Here is a 15,231-nt window from a genome sequence, read left to right as displayed (position 1 = left end):
CCGGGACGCCGCGCCGGCCGGCCCGGGACCGCGCTGGTGAGCGGTGCTGCGGACCCGCAGGATGGGGCCATGATCGGCCAGCTGCACTCCGTCGTCCTCGACGCGCCCGACGCGCACGCCCTCGCCACCTTCTACGCCCATCTGCTGGGGATGGAGGTCAGCAAGGGGGGCCCCGGCGACGACTGGGTCGTCGTCACCGGCCAGGGCCACCGGCTGGCCTTCCAGCAGGCCCCCGACCTGCGGCCACCGGACTGGCCGGACCCCGAGCGGCCCCAGCAGTTCCACCTCGACGTCCGGGTCGCCGACGTCGACGAGGCCGAGCCGAAGGTGCTCGCCCTCGGTGCCCGGCGGCTACCGGGGGGCGGCGGCGACTTCCGCGTCTTCGCCGACCCGGTGGGCCACCCCTTCTGCCTGGTGTGGGACGCGTGACCGCCGCGGAGAACGACCTGCCGTCGGTCGACCTGGCCGCGGCGAGCCGGTTCGTCGCCGCCTCCGGGTTCGAGGTCACCGAGGTCAGCGGCACCCGGGTGACCGGGCACGTCGACCTCGGGCCGGACCAGCACACGCCGTGGGGCGTGGTGCACGGCGGCGTGTACTGCACCGTCGTCGAGTCGGCCGCGAGCATCGGCGCGAGCGCGGCCGTGGTCGACCGCGGCCAGTTCGCGGTCGGCGTCAACAACAGCACCGACTTCCTCCGGCCGGTGACCACCGGCCGGGTCGAGGTCCTGGCCGAGCCGATCCAGCAGGGCCGCACCCTGCAGCTGTGGCTGGTCACGCTCAGCCGCAGCGAGGACGGCAAGCCGGTGGCGCGCGGCCAGGTGCGGCTGCAGAACGTGCCCCTGCCGGGCAGCGGTCAGTAGGCGCGCCCGACGACGGCCAGCGCGCCCGGCTCGTCGTCGGTGCCCGGCAGCCCGCCGTCCGGCCGGACCAGGCAGCGGACGGTGACGCCGTGCTCGGCCAGCCGCGCCTCTCCCTCCGGGCCGAGCCGGTCCCAGGGGATCCGGGCCCACCCGTCCTGGGCGGCGGCGCGGGCCTCCTCGGTCGTCCCGACGTCCGCCGTCCGCTCGGCGAGGCGGGCGCGGCCTTCCGCGAGCAGCCGGGGCTGGTCCTCCTCGAGCGCGCGCCGGACGGCCCCGGCCACCGCGCCCAGCGGGACGGCCGCGGTGTCGCCCGGGATCCGCCGGACGACGGTCGCCCGCCCCTCGGCGAGGTCCCGCGGCCCGAGGTCGACGCGCACCGGGACGCCCTTGAGCTCCCAGTCGACGGCGCGGCGCCCGAACGGGACGTCGGCCCGGTCGTCGACCTCGACCCGCACCCCTTGAGCGCGCAGCTCGCCGGCCAGCGCGCCCGCCGCCTCGGCGACGCCCTCGCCGGCGCGGGCCACCACGACCACGGCCTGCACGGGGGCCAGCCGGGGCGGCAGCCGCAGGCCGGCGTCGTCGCCGTGGCTCATGACCAGCCCGCCGACCATCCGGGTGGAGGAGCCCCACGACGTCGTCCAGGCCAGCCGGCGCTCGCCGTCGGCACCGAGGAAGTCGATGTCGAACGCCCGGGCGAAGTTCTGCCCCAGCTCGTGGCTGGTGCCCATCTGCAGGGCCTTGCCGTCGCGCATCATCGCCTCGCAGGTGAGCGTGTTGACCGCGCCGGCGAAGCGCTCCCGCCGGGTCTTGCGCCCCGGCACGACCGGCACGGCCAGCACCTCGGTCATGACGTCGGCGTAGACCTCGCGCAGGATCTGCCGCGCGTACCCGGCGGCCTCCTGCTCGGTGGCGTGCGCGGTGTGGCCCTCCTGCCAGAGGAACTCCGTCGTGCGCAGGAAGACCCGCGGCCGCAGCTCCCAGCGGACGACGTTGGCCCACTGGTTGAGCAGCAGCGGCAGGTCGCGGTGGCTCTGCACCCACTTGGCCATGTACTCGCCGATGACCGTCTCGCTGGTGGGCCGGACGACGGCGGGCACCTCCAGCTCCCGGCCGCCGGCGTGCGTGACCACGGCCAGCTCCGGGCTAAACCCCTCCACGTGCTCGGCCTCGCGCCGCAGGTACGTCTCGGGGATCAGCAGCGGGAAGTAGGCGTTGCGCGCGCCGGCGGCCTTGATCCGGTCGTCGACCTCGCGCTGCAGCCGCTCCCAGATCGCGTACCCGTAGGGCCGGATCACCATCGTCCCGCGGACCGGGCCGTTGTCGGCGAGCTCCGCCTTGGCCACGACGTCCTGGTACCAGCGCGGGAAGTCGGCGGCCTGGCTGGGGAGGACGGAGGGGCGGGCCACGCCGGCACCCTGGCACAGCCGCCGGGCCGCGCGCCGCTCAGTTCCCGGGCACGTGCGCGGGGTCGAGGACGACGGAGAACAGGGCGCGTGGGTCCTGCAGCGTCGCCGGCGGGCGGGCCGCCGACCGGGGCACCACGCGGTCCCAGCGGGCGGGACGGCGGTGCGGCAGCAGCTCCCGGCCCTCGAAGAGGTACTCCCCCACGACCTCGCCGAGCAGCAGCCCGGCGCCGTGCTCGATCGGCAGGCCGACGCGGTCGCCGGGGCGGACCTCGTCGAGGAAGGCCGACAGCTGGCGCAGGTCCTTGGCCGGGCGCCGCCCGGAGATCTCCTTGGACAGCGCCCGCAGCTCCGCCGCGGTCAGCCCGGTGGCGTCGACGTCGATGCCCGACTGGGTGCCCAGCCCGACGACGCCGGCGGCCAGGCACGCGCCCAGCTCGTTGTGCGCCCGCGGCCGCACCACCCACACGGGGACGCCCTCCGGTGGCGGCGCGGGCGCGACGTCGTCCGGCTCCGGCCAGACGTAGGGCAGGTCGTCGGGCTCGGGCCCGAATCGCTCGGTGAACCGCGGCCGGTAGAAGTCCGGCTCCTTGGCCAGCAGGTTGGACCGGTGGGACAGGTGCAGCGCCTCGTCGCCCAGCCAGGAGGGCAGCAGCCCGGCGCCGGCCAGCTCCTCCTGGGAGATGCCGACGACGTCCGGGGCGAACTCGGCGATCAGCGCGTGGGTGCTGTCGGCGAACCCGCGCTCGCGCCACACCCGGACCATCGCCAGCCCGTAGGCCACCAGCCCCGCGGTGCGGCCCCGCCACATCCGCACGACCGGGTGCGAGACCCAGCCGTAGTCGGGCAGCTCCAGGGCCCGCAGCACCTGCAGGGTCTCCACCCGCTGCTTGCCGAGGCGGGGCGAGTCCAGGAGCCGGGCGCTGTCCTCGAAGTCGGCGACGGGCAGGAAGGTCTGCATCGCGACCGATCCTCGCCGAGGTCGCCGCCGGGCGCCCGGTCAGCAGCCCGGCCTCCCTGCAGGGGCCCGGCAGGAGCTTGCGAGCGCTGGGGGGCAGGGAGGTCCTTTCTCTCGCGGCTCACGCGGCCAGGCGGCGGACCAGCTCGGGCAGCACCGTGCCCAGCGGCGCGTCGAGGCGGACGTCGACCTTCGCGTCCCCCCGGGTGGCGCCGAGGTTGACCAGGCCCACCGGGATGCCGAGCTTCTCGGCGCGCAGCACGAACCGGTAGCCGCTCATCACGGTCAACGACGAGCCGAGCACGAGCAGCGCGCCGGCCGCCTCGACCCGGGCGAAGCAGTCCTCCACCCGGTCCCGCGGGACGGTCTCGCCGAAGAAGACGACGTCGGGCTTGAGCGGGCCACCGCCGCAGGTCAGGCAGTCGACCATGACGAAGCCGTCGAGGAGGTCGTCGGACAGCTCGGCGTCGCCGTCGGGGTTGACCTCGTCCACGTGCGGACCGAAGTCCGGGTTGACCACCCGCAGCCGCCGGTCGAGCTCGGCCCGGTCGGCGACGTCGCCGCAGGCCAGGCAGACGGTGCGGTCGAGGCCGCCGTGCAGCTCGACGACGTCGCGGGCGCCGGCCGCCTGGTGCAGCCCGTCCACGTTCTGCGTGATGACGCCGCTGACCAGCCCGACGTCCTGCAGGTCGGCGACCGCGCGGTGCCCGGCGTTGGGCCGCGCCGCCCGCATCTGCCGCCAGCCGACGAAGCTGCGCGCCCAGTACCGGTGCCGGCCGCGGGGGTCGCGCAGGAACGTCTGGTAGGTCATCGGCGTGTGCCGGCGCAGCGATCCGGAGGCGCCGCGGTAGTCGGGGATCCCGGAGTCGGTGGACAGCCCGGCCCCCGAGAGGACGACGACGTCGCCGTCCCCCACGAGGTCGGCGAGCGAGTCGAGGCCGGCCGGGTCCAGGGCGGGCGGCTCGACGGCGGTGCGCACTGCGGTCACCGGGCCATCGTCCCCTCGGAACGCGACGCGCGCCGCCGGCTCAGCCCGCGGCGACCTCGCGGTCCAGCCGGGCCAGCAGGTCCTCGTACACCCGGCGCAGCCCCTTGGGCGCGAACGTGCGCTCGAAGAAGCCGCCGATGCCGCCGGCCCCGTTCCAGGTGGTGCGTACGCGCACGGTGGTCAGCCCGGCGTCGGCCGGGTGCACCGTCCACGTCGTCACCATCGACGACCGGGTGTCGGTCTCGACCAGCGTCGAGGCGTCCGGCTGGCTGACCTCCACGAGCTGGTCGCGCACCCGCTTGGACGTGGCGGCGAACCGCCAGGCGACGCGGGTGCCCGCGCCCTGGCCGCCGGCCTCGACGCGGTAGTCGCTGAACTGCTCGGGGAGGACGCGGCGGCGCGTCTCCGTGTAGTCGGCGAGAGCGGGCAGCACCCGCTCGACCGGTGCCCGGACGACCCGCTCGGCGGTGGCGACGACCTGTCCCATGCCCCCATCCTGCCGCCGTCCCCGTCGGCTCCGCCGCCAGGGGACCCGGTCCGCGCACGGCCGCGAGGACCGCGGCCCTCACCCCGCGCAGGCCGGGCGCGCAGCGGGCCACGCCGGCTCGCCGTCCTCGCCGGGTCCCCGGCGCGCCCTTGTCCTGCGCGGTCCTCACCCGGTTCGCTGACGACGTCCCCGCCCTCGCCCGTCCCGCCAGGAGGACCCGTGACCACAGCGGACCTGCCCACCGTCCCGCCCGACCTCTCCCCCGCGGACCGCGACCGGTTCTTCCTCGGCCTCGCCGTCGAGCAGGCGCGCACCGGCTGGGAGGAGGGCGGCGTCCCGATCGGCGCGGCGCTGGTCGACGGCGACCGGGTGCTGGCCGTCGGCCGCAACCGCCGCGTGCAGATGGGCAGCGCCATCCGGCACGGTGAGACCGACTGCATCGAGCGGGCCGGCCGGCTGCCGGCGGCGGTGTACCGGCGCAGCGTCCTCTACACGACCCTCTCGCCCTGCTTCATGTGCGCGGGGACCGCCCTGCTCTACGACATCCCGCGGATCGTCGTCGGGGAGAACCGCAGCTTCCAGGCCTCCGAGGAGCTGCTGCGGTCCAAGGGCGTGCAGGTCGACGTCCTGGACGACCCGGACTGCATCGCGCTGATGGAGCGGATGCTCGCCGAGCGTCCCGAGCTGTGGCTCGAGGACATCGGGGAGGAGTCGTGACGGCGCCGGACCGGTCGGTCGCTGCGACCGGGGCCGAGGCCGACGTCGTCGACCCGGACTACCCCGTGACGCCGGTACCGGCGCACGCCCGGAAGTCGTTCTTCTCGATCGCGGTGGTGCTGCTCGGCTTCACCGTCTTCACCCCGACCATGCTGGCCGGCGCCACGCTGGGTCCGGCGTTCGGCTTCGGCGAGCTGGTGCTGGTCATCCTCGCCGGCTCGCTGATCCTCGGCACCTACGTGGCGGTGATGGGCTGGGTCGGCGCGCGGACCGGTCTGACCACCGTGGTGATGAGCCGCTACACGCTGGGGTCGCGCGGTGCGAAACTCGCCTCGATCCTGCTCGGCGGCACCCAGATCGGCTGGTACGGCGTCGTCGTCGGCACGATCGGCGACCTGACCGCCGAGGCGCTGGACTGGCGCTCGTACGGCGCCCGTGCCGCGGTCATGGTGGTCACCAGCGTCCTGATGTGCGCCACCGCCTACTGGGGCTACCGCGGCATGTACTGGGTGTCGCTGGTCTCGACACCGCTGATCCTGGTCCTGGCGTTCTGGGTGGTCTGGCGGTCGGTGCAGGAGGTCGGCGGCCTCGGCGGGCTCACCGGCGTGCAGCCGACGGCGTCGATGGCCGTGGCCGTGGCGATCACCACCGTCGTCGGCACGTTCGTGTCCGCGGGCACCCAGGCCCCCAACTGGACCCGGTTCGCCCGCCGCGGCTCGCACGCGGTCTGGGCGTGCGTCATCGGCTTCCTCGTCGGCAACGGCCTCATGGTGTTCTTCGGCGCGATCGGGGCGCTCACCTTCGGGGAGGGCGACTTCGTCCTCGTCCTCTACCAGCTGGGGCTGGTCGGCTGGGGGCTGGTGCTGCTGTTCGGCAACCTGTGGAAGAGCAACGCCGACACCGCCTACGCGTTCGGCGTGGCCGGCGCGGAGCTGTTCGACCGACCGAACAAGGGGCCGTTCGTGATCGGCGGTGCGGTGATCGGCACCGTGCTGGCCCTCACCGGGGTGCAGAACCACCTGGTCGAGTACCTGGGCCTGCTCGGCACGTTCATCCCGCCGCTGGGCGGCGTCATCATCGGGGACTTCCTCGCCCGCTGGCGGCGGCGCGGGATCCCCGCCGGGGCCACCCCGCCCGCGGTGCGCTGGCCCAACCTCCTCGCCTACGCGGTCGCGGCCTTCCTGGCGTGGCTCAGCGGCGAGCTCGGCGTCGGCATCCCGCCGGTGATCGGCATCGTCGTGGCCGTGGCGCTGTCGATGGCCCTCTCCCGCGTCGGCACCCGGCCGGCCGAACCGGTCGGCGCGGGCCGCTGACCCTCGGCCCGTGGGGTGCCCCGCGCACCCCGCGGGCCGCCCGTGACCGGTCTCACGGCACGGCCGGCGGGCCCGCCGGGTAGCCCGACCGGGTGACCCAACTGCTGTCCCTGACCCGCGAGGGCTCCGGTGAGCCGCTCCTGCTGCTGCACGGCATGGGCAGCTCCCGCCGTGACTTCACCGCCGTCCTCCCGGCGCTGACCGACCGCTTCGACGTCCTCAACGTGGACCTGCCCGGCATCGGGCGCTCGCGGCACCTCGACCAGCGCCCCACCGTCGCCGCGCTGACCGACGCCGTCGAGCACACGCTCGACACGCACGGTGTGGGCCGGGTGCACGTGCTCGGCAACTCCCTCGGTGCGCGGATCGCCCTGGAGCTCGCCGTCCGCGGCCGGGCACGGTCGGTGGTGGCGATCGCGCCGTCCGGGCTCAACGTCCCCCAGGAGCGGGTCTACCAGGGCGCCGGCATGGGGATGGCCCGGATCGTCATGCGGGCGGCCGAGCCGCTGATCGCCTCGGTGTCGCGCTCGGCCGTCGGCCGGGCGGCGCTGCTGGCGCCGCTCAAGGCGCGGCCGTGGAGCACCTCGCCCGAGGAGGCGGTCGGCGCCCGCGAGGGCTTCGCCGAGTCACGCGACTTCTGGCGCACCGTCCTGTGGGCCCTGGTGCTCGACGTCCCGCGCGGCCTGGACCGCATCGACTGCCCGGTCACCCTGGTCCAGGGCGTGGCGGACTGGGTCGCCTCCGGCCAGACGGTGCGCTACCTGCCGCTGGTCCCCGGCTCGCGCTTCAGCCCGCTGCTGATGGCCGGCCACGCGCCGCAGTCGGACCGGCCGGCGACGATCGCGCGCCTGGTGGAGCGGACGGTGGCACGAGCGGCCGACCGGACGCCGGCCCTGCGCGCCGTCGCCTAGTCCCGCTCCCCCGGCCGCTCCTCGGCGTTGAGGTAGGCGCAGCGGAACCGCGCACCGGACATGGCCTCGGTGAAGCGCGCCTCCCACGCGGGGTCGGCCGCCGGGAGCGTCGCGAACAGCCGCTCCTCGAGGACGACGGGCATCCCGTCCAACCCGGTGTAGGACCGCCGCAGCAGCACCCGGGTGAGGCCGTCCACCTCGTCGTGGGCCGCCGTCCAGTGGGCCTGTGCGACGGCCGCGGCCACCTCCGCGCGCGCCCGGGCGGGCAGCCGGGTGGCGCCCGAGCCGGTCCGCAGCGCCGGGCGGGTGGACCACACCCCGAGCGCGTACAGCAGCAGGCCGGCGAGCAGCACCAGGAGCAGCAGCTCGGCCACCGCGAGCACCATGTCCCGACGGTAGTGCGCTCGCGCGGGGACCGGCCAGGGACCGTGCACGGCACGGGCCGGAGGTCCGGCGGGCGAGGGACCTTCGGCGGGTCCCGGCGGCGGCGCGACGGTCGACCCTGGAGCCCGCCCATGGCCCGGCCGCCGGGTCGGGCCGGCGGAGGAGCTGGGGTCCATGGACTGGGACGACTGGGACGGTTGGGACCACATGGGCGACTGGGGCTGGGGCGCGACAGCCGTCGTCGTCCTGCTCCTCCTCGGCCTGCTGGTCGTCGGTTCGCTGCTGCTGGCGCGCCGCGTGCGGCGGCCGGCCGCGGGCTCGTACCCGCCGCCGGTGCGGTCGGCCGAGCAGCTGCTGGCCGAGCGGTTCGCCCGCGGTGAGATCGACGAGGAGGAGTACCGCCGCCGGCTCGCCGTCCTCCACGAGACGCGGACGCCGACCCGCTGACCCGGCCCGTCCGCCGGTCGGGGGACACCGGCCCGACCCGGGGTTTCCCCGCCGGGTGCGGCGGCCATGAGCACGTCCGTGGTGGTCGCCGTCGGGTTCGTGCTGCTGTTCCTGGTCGGCGGCCCGCTGTTCGCCTGGTGGCTGGGCCGCCGGCGGTTCTGGGAGCGGCAGTCGGGCCTGCTCGAACCGCACGTCTCCCGGGAGCTGGCCGCCCGCCACGGGCTGCGGCCGACCGAGTTCGCGCTGGTCGACCGCGCGGCCACGTGGGGCCGCGAGGTGTCCGACGACCGCCTGCGGGCCGCCGTCGTCGACCTGGCCACGCAGAAGGTCGGGGCGGCGAGCCGGCGGCCGGCGCCGCGGCCCTGGCTCGTCGTCCTGGCCGTCGTCTGGGGCGCTGCGATCGCCGGCGTCGTCGTCTTCGCCGTGGCGCAGGGCCGCTGGGGCGACGTCAACTGGGTCACCGCGGCGTGGTGGGGAGTCCTCGCCGTCGTCGGCAACCGGTGGCGGACCGGCCCCGAGCGGGCGATCCGGCGCAACGGCCCACGCCTGGACCCCCCGGGGAGGATCGACCCGTGATCGACGTCGCGCTCCCGCCCGGTCCCGCCACACGTGCCCTGGTCCGCGGGTTCGCCGCGTGCCTGGCGTCGGTCACGGAGACCCCCGTGGCCGACCTGCCGCTGCCCGACGACGACCTGGCCCACGCCCTGGGCGCGTGGCGGACCTGGCTGGCCGAGCACGGCTCGGGCCTGGTGCCGATCGCCGACCCCGGGCGGTTCCAGTGGCCCGGCTGGTGGATCGCCGTCGCCGAGGACCCGGCCGGCGAGGACGCCGTCGCCGTGCTGGCCTTCGGCACGCCGCCGGGGGTCGTGCTCAGCCCGCAGGCCCCCGCGCTGCTGGGCCGGGCCACGGCCGACCTGCGCATCCGCGAGGCGCACGCCGTCGCCTCCCTCGACCCGGTCCTGCGCCCCGTCCCGGTCGCCGGCGACCTGTCCGGCGCCGTCGAGGGCCTCGCGGTGGCGCCCGCGGCGGAGGCACCGATGCAGCTGGTCGAGGTGGCGCGGGCCCGGGCCGGCCGCGGGCTGGACGGCGACCGCTACGCCGTGGGCGCCGGCACCTTCAGCCCCCGCGCCGGACGCCGGCCCGGGTACGACCTGACCCTGGTGGCCGCCGAGGTCCTCGACGAGCTGGCCGCCGCCGGGCAGGCGCTGGACTTCGCCGGCACCCGCCGCAACGTCCTCACCCGCGGGGTCGACGTCAACGCCCTCGTCGGACGGCGCTTCCGCATCGGCGACGTGCTGTGCGAGGGGCGCCGGCTGTGCGAGCCCTGCGCGCACCTGGAGCGGCTCAGCGGTCCCGGGACCCTGCGTCCGCTCATCCACCGGGGCGGGCTGCGCGCCGACGTCCTCAGCGACGGCGAGATCCGCGTGGGAGCGCCGATCCGGGCCGGCTGACCGGGTGCATCCTCGGCGGGTGTCACATCCGCGGCCCCGGCGGTGCTCTACCGATGTGGACCTGGTGCAGCACGAGCGATGGACGGCGCGCGCCCTGACCGCACCCGCGGCCCGGGGGCGCACGGCCGAGCGGGCGCACCGGGCCGGCGGGGTGCGCGACGACCTCGAGCAGGTCTTCCGGGCGGAGTACCCGCGGGTGGTCGGCGTGGCCGCCCGGGTGCTCGGGTCGCGGGACCAGGCCGAGGACGTCGCCCAGGAGGTGTTCCTCTCCTTCGGCCGCTCCTCGGTGCCGGCGCGGGAGGCCGGCGGCTGGCTCAGCGTGGCCGCCGCCCACACCGCGCTCAACGTGCTGCGCTCCGGTCGCCGCCGCACCGCCCGCGAGGAGGCGGCCGGCGGGGAGCCGACCGTCGTCCCCGACGTCGCCGACGCGGTGGTCTCCCGCGAGGAGCACCGCCGGGTGCGGGCCGCCCTCGCCCGGCTGCCCCGCAAGCAGGCGGTGGCCCTGGTGCTCCGGCACAGCGGCCTGGGCTACGCCGACGTGGCGGCTGCCCTCGATCTGTCCGTCGGCAGCGTCGGCACGACCGTGCGGCGCGCCGAAGCTGCGCTCAAGAAGGAGTTGGACCACGATGCGTCATCCCAGTGAGGGTGTGCTGCGCCGGCTGCTGGACGAGCCGCTCGGCGTCGCCGACGCCGACCGCGCGCACGTCGCCGCCTGCCCGGCCTGCCTGACCGCCCTGGAGGAGGTGCGGGCCGACGCCCGCACCGCCGGCGCCGCCCTCGGCACGCCGGCGCGGCCCTCCGCCGACGTCGACACCGCGTGGGCCCGGCTGGCCTCCGCCGTCCCGGCCGGGCGGGCGCCCGCGCCGGCCCGCCGCGCACGGTGGGCGGGTGCGGTGCGCAAGCCCGCCGTCGCGGCACTCGGCCTGGCCCTCGTCCTGTCCGGCGCGGGCGTGGCCGCGGCCAACGACTGGCTGCCGATCTTCCGCACCGAGCGGGTCGCGCCGGTCGCCGTCCCCACGGGCGAGCTGGTCGCACTGCCCGACCTCTCCGCGTTCGGCGACCTCGAGGTCACCGGCGCGGCCGAGCCCTCCGAGGTGCCCGACGCCGCCACCGCCGAGGAGCGCACCGGCCTGACCCTGCCCGAGGTGGGCGAGCTGCCCACCGGTGTCAGCGGCGACCCCACCTACCAGGTGGTGGACCAGGTCAGCGCCGTCTTCACCTTCTCGGCGGAGCAGGCCGCGCAGGCCGCGGCCGCCACCGGGGAGGCCCTCCCGGCCGTGCCGCCCGGGCTGGACGGCAGCCGGGTGCGGCTGCAGGCCGGGCCGGCCGCCGCGGCGGTGTGGGTGCAGCCGACCGGCCTGCCGGTGCTCGCCGTGGGCCGGGCGGTCGCGCCCACCGCGGACTCCGACGGCGTCCCCTTCGAGACGGTGCGCGACTACCTGCTCTCCCTGCCCGGCATGCCCGCCGACGTCGCCGCCCAGCTGCGCGACTTCTCCGGCGACGCGACGACGCTGCCGCTGCCGGTCCCGGCCGACATGGTCACCACCAGCACGGCCGAGGTGGCCGGGCAGCCGGCGACCGTGCTGGCCTCCCGCGACGGCAGCATGGCCGGCGTGGTGTGGGTGGAGGACGGCGTCGTCACCGGGGTCGCCGGGGCCGTGAGCACCGACGAGGTGCTCGCCGTGGCCGACGACCTGCGCTGACCGTGTCGCTGGAGGACACCCGGACCGCGGCCCAGCTCGTCGCCGAGCTGCCCGCCTCCCCCGCCGTCTGGTGCTCCGGGCTGCGCAAGCGGTACGGGCGCCGGACGGCGGTGGACGGCGTCTCGTTCACCGTCGGGCGCGGCGAGGTGGTCGGCCTGCTCGGCCCCAACGGAGCGGGCAAGACCAGCGTCATCAAGATGCTGCTCGGCCTGGTCCGCCCCGACGCCGGGGACGTGGTGCTGCTCGGCCGCCCGGGACGCGACCCGCAGTCCCGGCTGCGGGTCGGCTACCTGCCCGAGCTGTTCCGCTACCAGCAGTGGCTGACCGCCGCCGAGGTGCTCTCCCTGCACGCCCGGCTGGCCCGGGTGCCGATGACCGCGGACGAGGGGCGCGAGCGGCTGGCCGCGGTCGGCCTCGACGGGCGGGCCGGCGACCGGGTGGGCGGGTTCTCCAAGGGCATGCAGCAGCGGCTCGGCCTCGCCGTCGCCCTGGTCGGCCGGCCCGAGCTGGTGGTCCTCGACGAGCCGACCAGCGCGCTGGACCCGCTCGGCCGGGTCGACGTCCGCGACCTGGTGCTCTCGCTCAAGGCGCAGGGCGTGGCGGTGCTGCTCAACTCGCACCTGATCGGCGAGGTGGAGCGGGTCTGCGACCGGGTGGTCATCCTCGATCACGGGCGGGTCGCGGCCGCCGGCACGCTGGCCGAGCTGCTCGGCCGGCGGGAGGTCCGGCTGCACCTCACCGGGGTCGACGGCCGCGCCGAGGCGCGGCTGCGGGCGGCCGGGCCGGTCACCGGCGGCGCGGACCGGTTCACCGTCGCCCTGCCCGCGGACGACGACGGCGGCACCGTGCCCCGCCTCGTCGCCGACCTGGTGGCCCTGGGCGTCTCGGTGCACGCCGTCGAGCCCGCGCGGATCAGCCTGGAGGAGCGGCTGCTCGGCATCCTCCGCGGTGAGGAGGCCGGCTCGTGAGCGTGCTGACGGTCGCCGGGCTCACCCTGCGGGAGGCGGTCCGCCGGCGGGTGGTGTGGGCGCTGGCCGTCCTCACCGTCGCGCTGCTGGTGCTCAGCGGGTGGGGCTTCTCCCGCCTGGCCGGCCTGGACACCGAGTTCGGGGACCTCACCTCCGGCCAGGCCCGGCTGTTCGCCTCCACGCTGCTCAACCTGGTGATGTTCGGGCTGAGCCTGATCGCCGCGCTGGGCACCGCGTTCCTGGCCGGGCCCACCCTCGCCGGGGAGATCGAGTCCGGCATGGCGCTGGCGCAGCTGGCCCGGCCGGTGCGGCGCTCGGCCGTGCTGTTCGGCAAGTGGCTCGGGCTGGTCGCCTTCGGCTCCGGCTACGTGGCGGTGGCCGGGCTCGCGCAGTTCCTCGTCGTCGGGTGGGCGGTCGGCTACTGGCCGCCCGACCCGGCGGCCGGCCTGGCGCTGCTGGCCGGGCAGACGGTCGTGCTGCTCACCCTCGCCCTGCTGCTGTCGAGCGTGATCTCGCCGATGGCGTCGGGGGTGGTCGCCGTCGGGCTGTTCGGCGCGACCTGGGTGGCCGGCGTGGTCGGCAGCGTCGGGGACGTGTTGGGCAACGAGGGCGTGGCCCGCGTCGGCACCGTGTCGCGGGTCATCCTGCCCACCGACGGGCTGTGGCGGGGCGCCATGCACGCGTTCCAGGACCCGACCCCGCTCGGGCTGGACTTCGCCGGCTCGCCGTTCCTCAGCGAGGCCCCGCTCACCGTCGCCTACCTGCTGTGGGCGGTCCTCTGGGTGGCCATGGTCTGGGGCCTGACCGCGCTGGTGTTCACCCGCCGCGACGTCTGACGCCGGTCGACGAGGGTGCCCCTCCACCGGCGCCCGTCCTCACCCCTTCTGGGCATCTCGCCCGGCGACGGCGTAGGCGGCCGGATGAGGGGTACAGCGCCGGGCGAGCGGCACCGTGACCACGTTGGCCCTCATCCCCGGGACGGCCGACAGCACGGAGGGCGGACGACGTGCACCGCAGCGAGGGCACCCGACCCGCCGGTGCCGTGGTGGGCGCTGCCCCCGGTGCCGAGCGCCCGTCGCCGGGGTTCCGGCACGAGGCCCTGGTGTACGACACGGCCGAGCAGATGGCCGCGATCGCCGCCCCGTGGCTGCGCGACGGACTGGCGGCCGGGGACGCCGCGGTGATCGCCGTGGGACCGGGCGCCACCGGTCCCCTGCGCGAGGCCGTGGGCGACGACCCGCGGGTGATCGTCGTCGAGCGGCACGCCCTGTACCGGTCGCGCACACCGACGGCGATCACGGCCTTCCGCCGGTTCGCCACCGAGCACGCCGCCCCCGGACGGCGGGTCCGGGTGGTCGGGGAGGTGGACTTCGGCACCACCGCGGCCGACCACCGGGAGTGGCAGGCCTACGAGGCGGTCATCAACGCCGCGTTCGCCCCGTTCCCGCTGTGGGGACTGTGCGTGTTCTCCGCTGACCTCCCCGAGCCGGTCCTGGCCACCGCGCGGCACACCCATCCGCGGCTGGTCACCGCCGCCGGCCGCGTCGCCAACCCCGACTTCGTCGGCCCTGCTGCGTACCTGCGCGCCCTGCCGGTGCCCGCCGAGCCGCTGGAGGACACCGTCCCGGCGCTGGCCGACGACGACATCACCGACTACGCCGGCCTCAGGCACGCCGTCCGCGAGCACCTGGCCGGTGTCGACGGGCCGCCCGACGTCCTCGAGGACTTCCTCCTGGCCGTCGACGAGATGACCTCCAACGCCGTCCGGCACGGCCGCCCGCCCGCCGGTCTGCGGCTGTGGAGCGCACCCGGGCAGCTGGTGGCCACCATCCGCGACTCCGGTCACGGCCTGGCCGACCCGTTCGCCGGGTACGGCCCTGCGCACGGAGACGACCTCTCCCACGGCGGCATGGGTCTGTGGCTGGCCCGCCAGCTCTGCGACCACGTCGCCGTCCGCCGCGATCCGGACGGCACCAGCGTGCGGCTGACCAGTCGCTGGGCCTGACCGGAGCGCTGCAGGTGGCCCCGAGAGGATTCGAACCTCCGACACACGGTTTAGGAAACCGTTGCTCTATCCCCTGAGCTACGGGGCCGTGACGGCCCGGAGCACGAGGCCGGGGACGCCGTCCCCATCCTGGCACGCCGCCGTTGCGCTCCGGCGGGGACGCCCGACGGCCGGCGTCCGGGACACGCCCGTCCCCCGCTGAGGGGAAACCCAGAGGCGCTGCGAGGCGTTACCGTTCCAGTACGCATGTCGAACCCGGCAACGGCGCCGGGGCGAGCGGAGGTGGAGCACGAGCATGGAGACGAGCGTGGTCGACGTCCCCGACCGGGGGCGGTTCGAGGTGGTGCTCGGTGACCGGGTCGTCGGCCTGGCGAGCTACCACGTCGAGAACGGCACCATGACGCTGCCGCACACCGAGGTGGACCCCTCCGTCGGCGGGCGCGGCATCGGCAAGGCCCTGGTGAAGGGCGTCCTCGATGCGGCCCGCGAGCGCGGCCTGCACGTGCTCCCCTACTGCTCGTTCGTCCGGCACTACATCCAGCAGCACCCCGAGGAGCTCGACCTGGTCGCCGAGGCCGACCGGCCGCACTTCGGCCTGGAGACCGCCGACCGCTGACCTGCGGGTCCACCCGCGCC

General features: G+C 76.3%; 18 protein-coding genes, 1 tRNA gene and 1 pseudogene. 14 read left to right on the top strand and 6 right to left on the bottom strand.

Features of this window, described 5'->3' with window-relative positions; translation table 11 throughout:
* Nucleotides 1-69 precede the first annotated feature (69 nt).
* A complete protein-coding gene (locus ACI789_RS21770) occupies nt 70-429 on the top strand; it encodes a VOC family protein (protein ID WP_457011520.1) in 360 nt (119 codons plus the stop codon).
* Nucleotides 426-860: a PaaI family thioesterase gene (locus tag ACI789_RS21765; protein WP_457011519.1), complete on the top strand. Its 435-nt coding sequence runs from the start codon at nt 426-428 to the stop codon at nt 858-860. Before ACI789_RS21770 ends, ACI789_RS21765 begins: the two co-directional genes overlap by 4 nt.
* On the opposite strand, the gene proS is transcribed toward ACI789_RS21765, so the two are convergent.
* The 4 genes from proS to ACI789_RS21745 all read right to left on the bottom strand — a co-directional run bounded on the left by proS (nt 854) and on the right by ACI789_RS21745 (nt 4,696).
* Entirely contained in the window at nt 854-2,266 is a 1,413-nt protein-coding gene (proS, locus tag ACI789_RS21760; RefSeq protein ID WP_457011517.1) for a proline--tRNA ligase, read from the bottom strand. The genes ACI789_RS21765 and proS overlap by 7 nt on opposite strands.
* Before the next feature lie 37 nt (nt 2,267-2,303).
* A complete protein-coding gene (locus tag ACI789_RS21755; RefSeq protein ID WP_457011516.1) occupies nt 2,304-3,224 on the bottom strand; it encodes an MSMEG_6728 family protein in 921 nt (306 codons plus the stop codon).
* Between the two features lie 118 nt (nt 3,225-3,342).
* Nucleotides 3,343-4,209: an NAD-dependent protein deacetylase gene (locus tag ACI789_RS21750; RefSeq protein ID WP_457011515.1), complete on the bottom strand. Its 867-nt coding sequence runs from the start codon at nt 4,207-4,209 to the stop codon at nt 3,343-3,345.
* 40 nt (nt 4,210-4,249) lie between these two features.
* Complete coding sequence (locus tag ACI789_RS21745; protein WP_457011513.1) at nt 4,250-4,696, bottom strand: SRPBCC family protein; 447 nt, start codon at nt 4,694-4,696, stop codon at nt 4,250-4,252.
* A 219-nt stretch (nt 4,697-4,915) separates the two neighbouring features.
* On the opposite strand from ACI789_RS21745, the gene ACI789_RS21740 reads away from it, so the two are divergent.
* The 3 genes from ACI789_RS21740 to ACI789_RS21730 all read left to right on the top strand — a co-directional run bounded on the left by ACI789_RS21740 (nt 4,916) and on the right by ACI789_RS21730 (nt 7,637).
* Nucleotides 4,916-5,413, top strand: a complete 498-nt coding sequence (locus ACI789_RS21740; RefSeq protein WP_456917141.1) for a nucleoside deaminase — start codon at nt 4,916-4,918, stop codon at nt 5,411-5,413.
* Nucleotides 5,410-6,726 carry a cytosine permease gene (gene codB, locus ACI789_RS21735; RefSeq protein WP_457011511.1) on the top strand — a complete coding sequence of 439 codons (1,317 nt, stop codon included), beginning with the start codon at nt 5,410-5,412 and terminating at the stop codon, nt 6,724-6,726. Before ACI789_RS21740 ends, codB begins: the two co-directional genes overlap by 4 nt.
* Before the next feature lie 92 nt (nt 6,727-6,818).
* On the top strand, nt 6,819-7,637 hold the full coding sequence (locus ACI789_RS21730) for an alpha/beta fold hydrolase (protein WP_457011510.1): 819 nt from the start codon (nt 6,819-6,821) through the stop codon (nt 7,635-7,637).
* Here the strand turns inward: ACI789_RS21730 and ACI789_RS21725 are convergent.
* Entirely contained in the window at nt 7,634-8,023 is a 390-nt protein-coding gene (locus ACI789_RS21725; protein WP_457011508.1) for a hypothetical protein, read from the bottom strand. The genes ACI789_RS21730 and ACI789_RS21725 overlap by 4 nt on opposite strands.
* A gap of 172 nt (nt 8,024-8,195) precedes the next feature.
* Here ACI789_RS21725 and ACI789_RS21720 point away from each other — a divergent pair, with 172 nt between their 5' ends.
* The 8 genes from ACI789_RS21720 (at nt 8,196) to ACI789_RS21685 (ending at nt 14,595) form a co-directional block, all read left to right on the top strand.
* The gene (locus ACI789_RS21720) at nt 8,196-8,468 is read left to right on the top strand and encodes an SHOCT domain-containing protein (RefSeq protein WP_457011507.1); all 273 of its coding nucleotides are present in this window, start codon (nt 8,196-8,198) and stop codon (nt 8,466-8,468) included.
* A gap of 66 nt (nt 8,469-8,534) precedes the next feature.
* A complete protein-coding gene (locus tag ACI789_RS21715; RefSeq protein ID WP_457011506.1) occupies nt 8,535-9,044 on the top strand; it encodes a hypothetical protein in 510 nt (169 codons plus the stop codon).
* The gene (locus tag ACI789_RS21710) at nt 9,041-9,919 is read left to right on the top strand and encodes an MOSC domain-containing protein (protein WP_457011505.1); all 879 of its coding nucleotides are present in this window, start codon (nt 9,041-9,043) and stop codon (nt 9,917-9,919) included. The genes ACI789_RS21715 and ACI789_RS21710 overlap by 4 nt, the downstream gene beginning before the upstream one ends.
* Before the next feature lie 64 nt (nt 9,920-9,983).
* Nucleotides 9,984-10,562 carry a sigma-70 family RNA polymerase sigma factor gene (locus tag ACI789_RS21705; protein ID WP_457011504.1) on the top strand — a complete coding sequence of 193 codons (579 nt, stop codon included), beginning with the start codon at nt 9,984-9,986 and terminating at the stop codon, nt 10,560-10,562.
* Nucleotides 10,546-11,622, top strand: coding sequence for a hypothetical protein (locus ACI789_RS21700; protein ID WP_457011503.1), 1,077 nt, complete (start codon nt 10,546-10,548; stop codon nt 11,620-11,622). Before ACI789_RS21705 ends, ACI789_RS21700 begins: the two co-directional genes overlap by 17 nt.
* 2 nt (nt 11,623-11,624) lie before the next feature.
* Nucleotides 11,625-12,590, top strand: coding sequence for an ABC transporter ATP-binding protein (locus ACI789_RS21695; RefSeq protein ID WP_457011501.1), 966 nt, complete (start codon nt 11,625-11,627; stop codon nt 12,588-12,590).
* Entirely contained in the window at nt 12,587-13,426 is an 840-nt protein-coding gene (locus tag ACI789_RS21690) for an ABC transporter permease (protein ID WP_457011499.1), read from the top strand. Before ACI789_RS21695 ends, ACI789_RS21690 begins: the two co-directional genes overlap by 4 nt.
* A 170-nt stretch (nt 13,427-13,596) precedes the next feature.
* The gene (locus tag ACI789_RS21685) at nt 13,597-14,595 is read left to right on the top strand and encodes an anti-sigma factor RsbA family regulatory protein (protein WP_457011497.1); all 999 of its coding nucleotides are present in this window, start codon (nt 13,597-13,599) and stop codon (nt 14,593-14,595) included.
* Nucleotides 14,596-14,610: 15 nt separating this feature from the next.
* Here the strand turns inward: ACI789_RS21685 and ACI789_RS21680 are convergent.
* Nucleotides 14,611-14,683, bottom strand: a tRNA-Arg gene (locus ACI789_RS21680).
* Between the two features lie 201 nt (nt 14,684-14,884).
* Here ACI789_RS21680 and ACI789_RS21675 point away from each other — a divergent pair.
* A pseudogene (locus ACI789_RS21675) lies at nt 14,885-15,211 on the top strand (GNAT family N-acetyltransferase); the annotation flags it as partial.
* Nucleotides 15,212-15,231: the final 20 nt, after the last annotated feature.

Source organism: Geodermatophilus sp. SYSU D00965 (assembly GCF_054050075.1).
The sequence above is the reverse complement of the archived record's forward strand: the minus strand, read 5'-3'. Positions and strand labels throughout refer to the sequence as shown.